The 9,482-nt window shown below is 42.3% G+C and carries 11 protein-coding genes; 4 read left to right on the top strand and 7 right to left on the bottom strand.

All coding sequences use genetic code 11. The annotated features are described in order from the left end of the window. Window positions 1–99 precede the first annotated feature (99 nt). The 4 genes from HWQ42_RS02750 to HWQ42_RS02735 all read left to right on the top strand — a co-directional run bounded on the left by HWQ42_RS02750 (window position 100) and on the right by HWQ42_RS02735 (window position 2,185). Complete coding sequence (locus HWQ42_RS02750) at window positions 100–444, top strand: hypothetical protein (RefSeq protein WP_292809082.1); 345 nt, start codon at window positions 100–102, stop codon at window positions 442–444. Window positions 445–590: 146 nt separating this feature from the next. Further along, entirely contained in the window at window positions 591–884 is a 294-nt protein-coding gene (locus HWQ42_RS02745) for a hypothetical protein (protein WP_292809080.1), read from the top strand. Window positions 885–917: 33 nt separating this feature from the next. Continuing rightward, window positions 918–1,283, top strand: a complete 366-nt coding sequence (locus HWQ42_RS02740; protein WP_292809078.1) for a hypothetical protein — start codon at window positions 918–920, stop codon at window positions 1,281–1,283. Window positions 1,284–1,447: 164 nt separating this feature from the next. Beyond that, window positions 1,448–2,185 (top strand): SDR family oxidoreductase, encoded by a 738-nt coding sequence (locus HWQ42_RS02735; RefSeq protein WP_292809076.1) that lies wholly within the window; start codon window positions 1,448–1,450, stop codon window positions 2,183–2,185. Window positions 2,186–2,267: 82 nt separating this feature from the next. Here the strand turns inward: HWQ42_RS02735 and HWQ42_RS02730 are convergent, their stop codons facing one another. From HWQ42_RS02730 to HWQ42_RS02700, 7 genes are all read right to left on the bottom strand, one after another. After that, window positions 2,268–2,552 (bottom strand): hypothetical protein, encoded by a 285-nt coding sequence (locus HWQ42_RS02730; RefSeq protein ID WP_292809075.1) that lies wholly within the window; start codon window positions 2,550–2,552, stop codon window positions 2,268–2,270. A gap of 150 nt (window positions 2,553–2,702) precedes the next feature. Next, window positions 2,703–3,131, bottom strand: coding sequence for a hypothetical protein (locus HWQ42_RS02725; protein ID WP_292809073.1), 429 nt, complete (start codon window positions 3,129–3,131; stop codon window positions 2,703–2,705). A gap of 189 nt (window positions 3,132–3,320) precedes the next feature. Next, window positions 3,321–3,563: a hypothetical protein gene (locus tag HWQ42_RS02720; RefSeq protein WP_292809071.1), complete on the bottom strand. Its 243-nt coding sequence runs from the start codon at window positions 3,561–3,563 to the stop codon at window positions 3,321–3,323. A 175-nt stretch (window positions 3,564–3,738) separates the two neighbouring features. Continuing rightward, window positions 3,739–4,917 carry an ABC transporter permease DevC gene (gene devC, locus HWQ42_RS02715; RefSeq protein ID WP_292809069.1) on the bottom strand — a complete coding sequence of 393 codons (1,179 nt, stop codon included), beginning with the start codon at window positions 4,915–4,917 and terminating at the stop codon, window positions 3,739–3,741. Between the two features lie 42 nt (window positions 4,918–4,959). Continuing rightward, window positions 4,960–6,156 (bottom strand): ABC exporter membrane fusion protein, encoded by a 1,197-nt coding sequence (locus tag HWQ42_RS02710; RefSeq protein WP_292809085.1) that lies wholly within the window; start codon window positions 6,154–6,156, stop codon window positions 4,960–4,962. Window positions 6,157–6,496: 340 nt separating this feature from the next. Continuing rightward, on the bottom strand, window positions 6,497–7,564 hold the full coding sequence (locus HWQ42_RS02705; protein WP_292809067.1) for a TauD/TfdA family dioxygenase: 1,068 nt from the start codon (window positions 7,562–7,564) through the stop codon (window positions 6,497–6,499). Between the two features lie 203 nt (window positions 7,565–7,767). Further along, on the bottom strand, window positions 7,768–9,417 hold the full coding sequence (locus HWQ42_RS02700) for a KR domain-containing protein (RefSeq protein ID WP_292809083.1): 1,650 nt from the start codon (window positions 9,415–9,417) through the stop codon (window positions 7,768–7,770). Between the last annotated feature and the right edge of the window lie 65 nt (window positions 9,418–9,482).

The raw sequence follows: 9,482 nt of genomic DNA, 5'->3' as shown, positions 1-9,482 counted from the left end.
CTATGCTAATTAAGCATTGTACTCTTTTTTACTCTTCTGTTTTGTCTAAGTCCCGAAGCTAATTTAATTGATGGGGGCAACCGGAGTACACGGGAGCGATTGGTTCCATCTTGTCTGTTCATCGATCTAGAACTGGCTCATGTGGGTTTGACTGAAACTGAAGCACAGCAACAAGGATATGCTATCCGCGTGGCGAAGGTGGATGCGTCAGCCGTTCCTAGAGCGAAAACACTCGGTCAAACCGATGGACTTTTGAAGGCGATCGTGGATACAGATACAGGTCGTATTTTAGGGTGTTCCCTGTTGTGTCATGAAGCAGGTGAAGTGATTTCGACGGTGCAGATGGTGATGCAAGCTCAGATGCCCTACACCGTTCTGCGCGATGGTATTTTGACTCATCCCACGATGACCGAAGGGTTAAATATATTGTTTTCCAAGTTGTAAAAACTGTGCGTTCGCTGATTTTGAGGTAGTAAAAGGAATTAATGGCTTGAGGGGTAAGGGATAAGACGATTTTTGATCTTAGGGATGAGAAGAGGGAATTTGGGGGTAGTGTGAAGTGAATAATTGTGCGGGGATGGGGTGCATTGATGAGCGAAGTAGAGGTAAAAATCAGCTCCGAGCGGATAGATGATATTCCATTAATAGTGGAATGGCTGAAGCGGATAGAAATAGCCAAACATATCGACCAAAAAATGAAGAAACCGCACGGAAACCACCAAGGAATGAGTTATGGGCAGTTGAGTGTATTATTACTAACATACATAATCACGCAATCAGATCATCGGTTGTGTGCAGTAGAAGCGTGGGTAAAAAGACACCTTCATATTTTGGAACTAACAACGGGGTGGTCGATAGGAGAAAAAGATGCCAGTGATGACTGATTAGCAAGAGTTGTAGAAGAATTGGGATTGCAAGTGATTGCAAGGCAAGAAATAGAAATAAAATTAGGCAGGCAGATTATTAGAGCCTACGAATTACCAACAAAAATAGCGCGCACAGACACAACAAATTTTAGTGTAAACCACGGTGTACAAAGTGATATAGAAGAAACTCTACTGCGTCATGGCTATTCCAAAGATAAACGCCCGGATTTACGGCAATATCCTCCAGACAGCGCAATTACAATCCTTTGCCGCCTCGCTCACTTAAACCAAGCAATTACAGCAGATTTGGCCTGTGCCGACTCCGGCTTTCTCCCATCTTTACAAGCAGCAACAAATAAGTTTCCTCATATACTTACGGGCAATGCCTCAAAAATCACAAACTTCAAAGACGGCTAAAAAATCGGTGTTGCTAGATTCGCATGATGGATGATGATACCATGCTAGAAGGAGCGGTGGAAGCCGCAGTCTTTCTTCTAGAGAGCAGCTAAATTTCTTTGCCCTAACTTAGAGCGATTGTCCAAGGTTTTTCAGAGCATGGAAAACCATAAGGAGAAATCCAAATGAACTACGACATCAAAGACAAAACCATTTTGGTTACGGGCGCAAATCGCGGCATCGGCAAGGCGATAGTTGAGTCGTTTATTGAACACGGAGCCACCAAAGTCTATGCGGCTGTTCGTCAGCTCAACAGTGTTTCCTCATTGGTTGAACAATACGGCTTACGGGTAGTACCAATTCAGGTTGATTTAGCTGATCCCCAATCTATTGTTGCTGCTGCTCAAACTGCCCCAGATGTGCAAATCGTTATTAATAATGCAGGAGTCTTTCAAGCTGGAACTCCCTTAGCTGAGAATGCGATCGCCGCTCTTGAATTTCAGATGAAGATCAATGTATATGGATTGATCTACATGGCTCAGGCGTTTGCCCCGGTACTCAAAGCCAATGGAGGTGGTGTCTTTGCCCAAATCAATTCTGTTGCTTCGCTCAAAGGTTTCCCCGACTCTGCTACTTACTGTGCCTCAAAAGCTGCGGCCTATTCAATCACCCAGGCATTACGAGAACTATTGAGTGAGCAGGGCACGCTTGTGCTAAGTGTTCACCCTGGCCCGATTGCCACGGATATGGGCGATGCGGCAGGAATGAGTGAGGTTGCACAGCCACCAACACTTGTGGCAGACGGGATAATAAAAGCTCTCAAAGCTGGGGATTTTCACGTCTTTCCTGACTCGATAGCTAAACAAATGGGCGATGCTTATAAGAGCTTTGCCCAAAATGTCGTTGAGGTGTCATCAAGTTAATGACATTGCAGGGTAATGCTCTAGACAAGGAAATCTGGGTATTAAACAGCAAGCCCAAACTCTTCTCGATTGTACAGATTCACTACTCATTCCACTTCATCAGCACCCTATCAACAATCGCAATCCCCCACTGCGGAAACTTCGCTACTAGCTTTTTGATGACTATCACAAGCACCGAGTCATCATTCCAACACTCCTGCAAGAAGTCAAACCCCGGATTCTGCCCCGAATTCGCCACAACTTTCAGTTTCCGCATCCGCTCCGGTCGTACATTTGACCTCGCAACTATCGCCTCATGTGACCATTTTTCAGCACTGGGGACAGGCGCGGCGGAACAAGTGCCTTCATCAACTGCTTTGACTTCCACACCCGAAACTTAGTTTTTTCCTAACAACAAAGCAGAACAACCCTCTTCTACAAGCTCTGGTGTTTGATTAGAGATCGCCGAACTTGAAGAAAATTCATTTTGTGCAACAGGCGCGGTGGAAAACATACCGTAAGGATTCAGGTCTAATATTTAGGAAGCATCCGAATTCGCTGCCACTTTCAGTTTCTGCATACGTTCTGGTCGTACATTTGACCGCGCAACTATCGCCTCATGCGACCACTTTTCAGGATTTGCCACGGGTGCGGCGGAACAATCACCCTCATGATTTGCTTTTATTTCTCCACCTGAAACTGAATTTTCAACCAACAACGAAGCAGAATAACCCTGTTCTACCTGCCCTTGAGTTTGATTAGCGATGGCTACGCCCGCCGCAGGCATCGCAGAATTTAAAGAAAATTCATTTTGGGCAACGGGCGCGGCGGAATAACCACCTTCATAACAGTCTCGCGGCTCAACGCCACAATTCTGGTTTTCAGCCAACAACGAAGTAGATTGACTCTGTGCAGCATCCGCAAGCGCTAGCGTCGTACAATCCGTTACCGCAGGTAACTCTTCCACGCCCTCGACAGACTGAGGCGACGCGCCCTCCAAGGCGCATGAGTCGTCTCCTCCTCATGCGAATTTCCTGTAAGCGTGTCAGAGATATAACAATCTCTTTTGAAGAGATTGTGAGGTGTTCCTGAGCAGTTCGTGAGGATTCACATAACCCTTGCTCTGACTGACTTTGACCTGAAATAGATGCTTGATTTAAAGCACGTATTTCTTCAGGGGCAGTATCTTGTCGGGAGTCTTGACCAGCTTGAGCAAGGAGCGAGTTTGAGAGGGCTTAGTGATTTTTACCCTCAGTTCCTCTGGCAGGGTATCAACTACTTTCTTTGCAGATAGCAAATCTCTGACCCGGCGATATCCCCCATGTTTAGTTAATTCGTTCTCGCAATAATCCTCAAAGCCGAGGTGTCCACCATCTTGGTAATAGTGGTTGTCTTGCATCCGTCGTAATTCGGTAGAAGCTCAATTCTCTGCTAACCATACCTACACCACAAGCTGCTACGATAACTGTTGCTTCCACTTGTGAACCCAACTGCGGAACTCAATATTTTTAGTTTCAAGACAAGAAGATAAGAACTTCTACATTGAGAAAGATAGAGAACTAAATTTTCCTTAACTAAAAAATATCTGCTGGATCTGCCGAGCGTAGTTTATTCATAGCTAAAAGTCCGGAAACTGTAGACATTAAAATTGTTGAGATTAAAATAATTAATATATTATTTAAGCTCATTCTCATTGGTAAATTGGTAGTTTTTGCTGTGAAGCTGTAGATATATGAAGAAATAATAAAACCTGGAATATAACCCAATAATGCTAATATTAAAGCCTGCTTAAATACTACATTTAGTAAATATTTATTAGTATATCCAATAGCTTTTAAAGTAGCATAAGCAGTTATTTGAGTTGAAATATTACTATAAAGAATTTGATAGACAATGACTATACCAATAATAAAACACATTACGAGCATAAGGTTAAATATAAAACCAATAGGTGTTCTTGTAGCCCAATACTTTTTCTCAAAGTCTTGAAACTCTTGTTTGGTAAATATTAAGACATCATTACCTAAATTGGTTTGTAGATTGGTCAAAACTTTTTGTGACTCGACACCAGAATCAAGAATTATCACACCTACATCTATCATTTCTGAAGTTCGGTTATTTTGAAATATTCTGAGGAAAGTTGAGTCACTGACAATTAAATTACCATCTACTCCAAAAGAAGGGCCCAAGCTGAATAAACCACCGATTTTAACTCGATAACCTTTAACTGCGTTAAAAGCAAATATTTCGACTATTTGCTCAGTATTTTCTGATTTAAATTTTTCAGCAACTGGCCCGAACTCAGTTCGAGATTTTTGGTCAAAAAGAACCATGTCAGGAATTTTAATTTTATCTAAATTACTCTCCATTTCTGGTAAATTAAGAGCTATTCTCCCTGGCTCAACACCAATCAGATATATGGAGTATTTTTCCCCGTTTACTGAATTCTTGAATTTAGCAAAGCCTAAATACATCGGACTGATTGACTTAACACCATTAAATCCTAAAGCTTGATATAAACGAGTACGAGAAAAGCTTTGATTGGAAGTTAAAGATTTATATTGAGAACTAACTAAAAATAAATCTCCTTGGAGACTATGATGTACCCTGATAGCACTTGAATAAAGGGCATCTTGGAAACCAAGTTGTGTAAACATCAAAATTACAATAAAAGTAATCCCAGCCACAGCTGCTAAAAAACGAACTTTGTTTTGGGCTAGTTGTAGCCAAGCTAAAGGAATTTTAAAATTCATAATTCCCAGTTGTAATTATTTTAACTAACTTGAAGATGGCAATTATATTTGAATGGCTACATCTACTTGTAAGTTGGTTAAACTTGCAACCTGTTGATTGTCCTCTGGATTATCTATACGGATTTTCACTTCAATTACTCTCCGGTCTGTGTCTACCCCTGGATTAAGACTTAAAACACTCTGTTTGCTAACTTGTAAACCAATCTCGCTCACTACTCCCCGTAATTTTCCAGTAAATATAGTACTGCTGATGCTGGCTTTTTGACCTACACGCACTTTTTTGATATCAGTTTGATAAACTTCCGCCACGACATACATGTGAGACGTTTCACCTATATCAACAATTCCTGAATTGCCAATCGTTTCTCCTGTTTTGGTATGAACTTTTAAAATTCTTCCATTTATAGGAGATTTAACATAAGTTAAATCTCGTTCTACTTTTGCTTGTGTAATTGCAGTCATGGCACTTTCGACTTCGGCTTGTGCCACCTGAACATCTACATCACGCACTTCGCTAAGACTTACCAACCTGGCTTTTGCTTCTTTTATCTGGTCGTTAAGAGTATGAATACTCTTGTTTAAGTTTTCTTTAGCTTCTGTTAGTTGTTGTTGTACTGTCTGAAATTCTAAATGCTTGCTATCTGCAATAGAAGCTGAAATAGCACCTTCTGTATATAACTGCTGATAACGATTATTCTCGGTTTGAGCGTTGTTGAATTGAGCTTGTAAGCGGGCAATTGTTGCTTGTTGAGTGGTAACTTCTCCTTTTAATTGAGTTTCTAAACGGGTCACTACTGCTTTTTGAGCCTCAATGTCTGCCGATTTTGCTCCGGCTTTAACCTGCGCTAATTTAGCTCTAGCAACTTTAACTTTGTCTTGTGCCTGTTGCAGTGCCGCTGTCGCTTTAGCATAATCTTGGAGAAATGCCACTATTTGCCCTGCCCGAACTCTGCTTCCTTCTTTGACCAGCAGTTTTTCTACTCGGTTACCTGAGAGTGAACTGGGAGCGGATAACACAGTAACTTCGCCTTGAGGCTCTAGGCGCCCCAAGGCAGTAATCGCAACTATGACGGGAGTTGCTTTATAGGATTTTAATGGGTGAGTCTGAATATTAGACCGATATTGTGAAAGAACGTAGACAGATGAGAGTCCTATGGCTAATGCGATGAAAGCTGCCGAAATTATTCGCCATCGACCTGAAAATTTTTCAAGTAATCGGCTCTCTTCGTGTGCTGCCATATTTTCATCCCAATCTAACTTTGGAGTAAATAACGCTGAAGTTCCTTCAAGACCTTTAGAAAAATTTTTTTGAGCTTGATTAATGCTTGTGGTAGCTTTTTTTTTCTCCACTTTTTGGAGACTTTGTTCTATTAATGTCAAACGTTCTTGTAATTTTAAACCAGATGCATCAAAAGGTGGACGATCATCACTTGTTAATGACCCGCGAACTGCCGTCGATGAAATCCTAGACTTATCCCTGTTGTAGTCAAAATATGTACATACCGATAAAAATCCCCACATCTACCGCGCTGAGGGGAAACCACCACAACGAAATTATTGCTACCCATTACCCCATGACTTAAGAACCGAAACTTACAAGAACTTGCCGCTTACCTCGAAACGGCTTGCGTCCATGTCCAAATCGGAAGTTATCAAGAAACAAAATATCTCCTTGCTGCCAGTTGAAGACAATAGTTTCAGTAATGACAGCATCCCATATTGCCTCAATATCCTTGCGTGTAAAAGGAGTACCATTGCCAAGGGTACAATTCCAATAAATATTACCGGGAGCATACCACTTTTGGAAAAATAAAAGTATTGGAAGCATCTTGCTCCCTAATTTGAGGAGTAATGGGCTAGAAGCTCTCGCTATAAACTTAAGGATTGGAGATGCTTTTATTTTATCTGACTTGACAGATGCTACTAAATCACCAAAAAATTCCTGTGGTGTAATCCGCAGTGCGTGTTCATGTCTTGAGGAGTGATAGCTAGTAATTTGATTAACCCAAAGTTCTTCCCCTGTGTGTGGATGGCGACGAATACCTTCTACGGTGTTAGTAATCACCATAATATCGCCCTCATCCCAAGTACAGTCACAACCCATTGCCTTGCACCTTTCTTCGGCAATACGGGTATCTTCAGTTTTGAAAGCTTGACTCCAACCTCCTAAGTAATCTCCATTTTCTTTCGGTAAGCGTCGGATATAGCGAACGCCGTGAGTACGTATGGCATCCACAAGTTGATTTGGTAGCCGTTGCAAAACACGCCGACAGTCGCAGATTGGTGTCTGTCCCCCTACCTCTGCTTTTTCTAAACAGAAAAAAAGTATTCGTTCGGGAGGCTTATCAGCATACCCCATTTCATTGTGAATAGGAAAGGTGACTGCTGGAGGGAATTCACTTGAATTGTATACTAAGCCTTTTATTGGCTGGCGAACTATAGTGCCACCCGTGTAATCCGTTGGGGTAGTGATAAACTGTGTTGCAACATCTGCAAAATCTTCAGCAGTTTTCAACGGAAAACCCCGCAGTAAAACGGCTCCATACTCTGCAAATATTGAGTTGATTTGACTGACAACATCTTTGTTTAATAAATGCTCGCCCATCTCTTCAAAATTTAGTTGGAATGGAATAGTAATGGTTGTCATGTGTATATTTATGGTTTTTACAAGGTAATCTTTATTCCAAAAATGTAAGGGAAAAAACTAGTGCAGTGGGGCAGAAAGTTTCCATTAGTTGGAAAGTTTAAAAAAGGTAAAAAGCTGATTTTAAAACCAATATTTCTTCTGCTATCTGCCTTTTTGTACTAGTGTACTGTTCTCCTATAACTCTTTTTAGAAAGAGTCTTGTGTCAACTAATTGACAAACAAAGAATTGATGATAGCTCCTCAGATATTGCTTGCAAAAGCAGCTGTTGATCGCTATGCAAGAATAAATGATTGCCGCTTAACATTTGCAGCTTAAAGTTACTGCGAGTTTGTTCACGCCAAGCCGAAAGTAAATCTTCAGTTATCACCTTGTCTTGAATCCCTCCAAACACAGAAATAGGACAATTTAGTGGCTCTTCCTCTGTGTAGCTGTATCTTTCAGCCAACAAAGTTACTTCCTTTAAAATCAGTGGTAACAATCCCACCAGTTCTGTATTGTCCCGATACAATTGGGGTAAATCGTTGATAGATACTCCTTTGACTGACTCGAATTCAGGGAGCTTCTCAACAGAAGGATGTAAATAGGGTATCTGAGGAGCTTGTGAAGCACCAACGAACAAGTGAGCAGGAGTTTTACTATTTTCGCGGCGCAACTGACGGGTGAGTTCAAAGCTGACCAATGCCCCTAGACTGTGACCATAGAAAGCGAATGGTTTGTCTAGATAAGGAAGCAGAACTTGTACCAAGGTTTTTACAATAGAGGTTAGCTCGTCGAATGACTGTTCGCCCAAAAAGTCTTTACCTCCGGGAAGCTTAACGGCACAAACTTCTACACTTGACGGTAAGCAATCTGACCAAGGAAGAAATTCTGAGGAACTGCCTCCAAGGTATGGGAAGCAGAACAGACGCAAGCAGGCATCCGGATTTGGTTTGGCGAAAACAAGCCAATCAGTTGGAACTGCGGTCACTGAAGAAGGTAATTGTGTCTGGGAAGTTCCCATCAGTTGCTCAACTAGCTCCACTGCTAGTTGCGAAATACTTGGGCCCTGCATGAGTTTCATTGTGGGTACACTCACACCCAAAACGCTCTCTATTCGGTTACTCAGTTCTACTCCCATCAAGGAGTCAAGTCCCAGATTGGTCAGCGATTTTTGACTATCCAATTTGGCAGGAGAAGTTCCCAATACCCGAGCTACGAGTTCTCGCAGATGAGATTCCAAAATTTGCAAGCGCTCTGTTGGTTGGGCTGTCATCAGGTCGTCTAAGAGCAAATCTCCTTTGCTATTGCGCCTGTCCGCCTTTGGTAGAACAGCTGCTTCGTTGACTAGCTGAGAAAATCGCGCTGATGCACCAGTTGGGTAAATCTCGCTCAAGCGCTGCCAGTTAAAAGGTGCTACTCCTGTTTGCACTGCCTCGACACGGAGTAATTGTCCTAATATCTGTAGTGCTTGGTGCGATCGCAAACCTTTCATTCCAATCTGGTCTAAATACTGACCGATTACAGTGTTATCAGCGACATAACCAACATCAGCAATCGCACCCCAATTGACGGTCAAGGCTGGCAGTCCTAAAGCGCGGCGGTGATGTGCCAGCGTATCAAGAAAAGTATTAGCGGCCACATAATTCCCCTGTCCTGCATTTCCAATAATGGAACTAAACGAGGAAAATGACACGAAGAAATCTAACGGTGCGTTCAAGGTGTGGGTATGCAAGTTCCAAGCTCCAATGACCTTGGGTGCGATCGCTTTTGCTAAACGTTCCTGGTTGAGGTCGAGCAGGAGAGCATCGTCCAGAACCATTGCTGCATGAATAATGCCTCGCAACGGCGGCATAGACTGGCTAATGTTTGCCAGAACACTCTTTGGTTGAGTCGATGGGGGATATTATTCCCCGCACCTCTCAGTTAAATCTGGGCGTG

The organism is Nostoc sp. JL23 (assembly GCF_017115065.1).
Taxonomy (GTDB): Bacteria; Cyanobacteriota; Cyanobacteriia; order Cyanobacteriales; family Nostocaceae; genus Nostoc; species Nostoc punctiforme_A.
The sequence above is the reverse complement of the archived record's forward strand: the minus strand, read 5'-3'. Positions and strand labels throughout refer to the sequence as shown.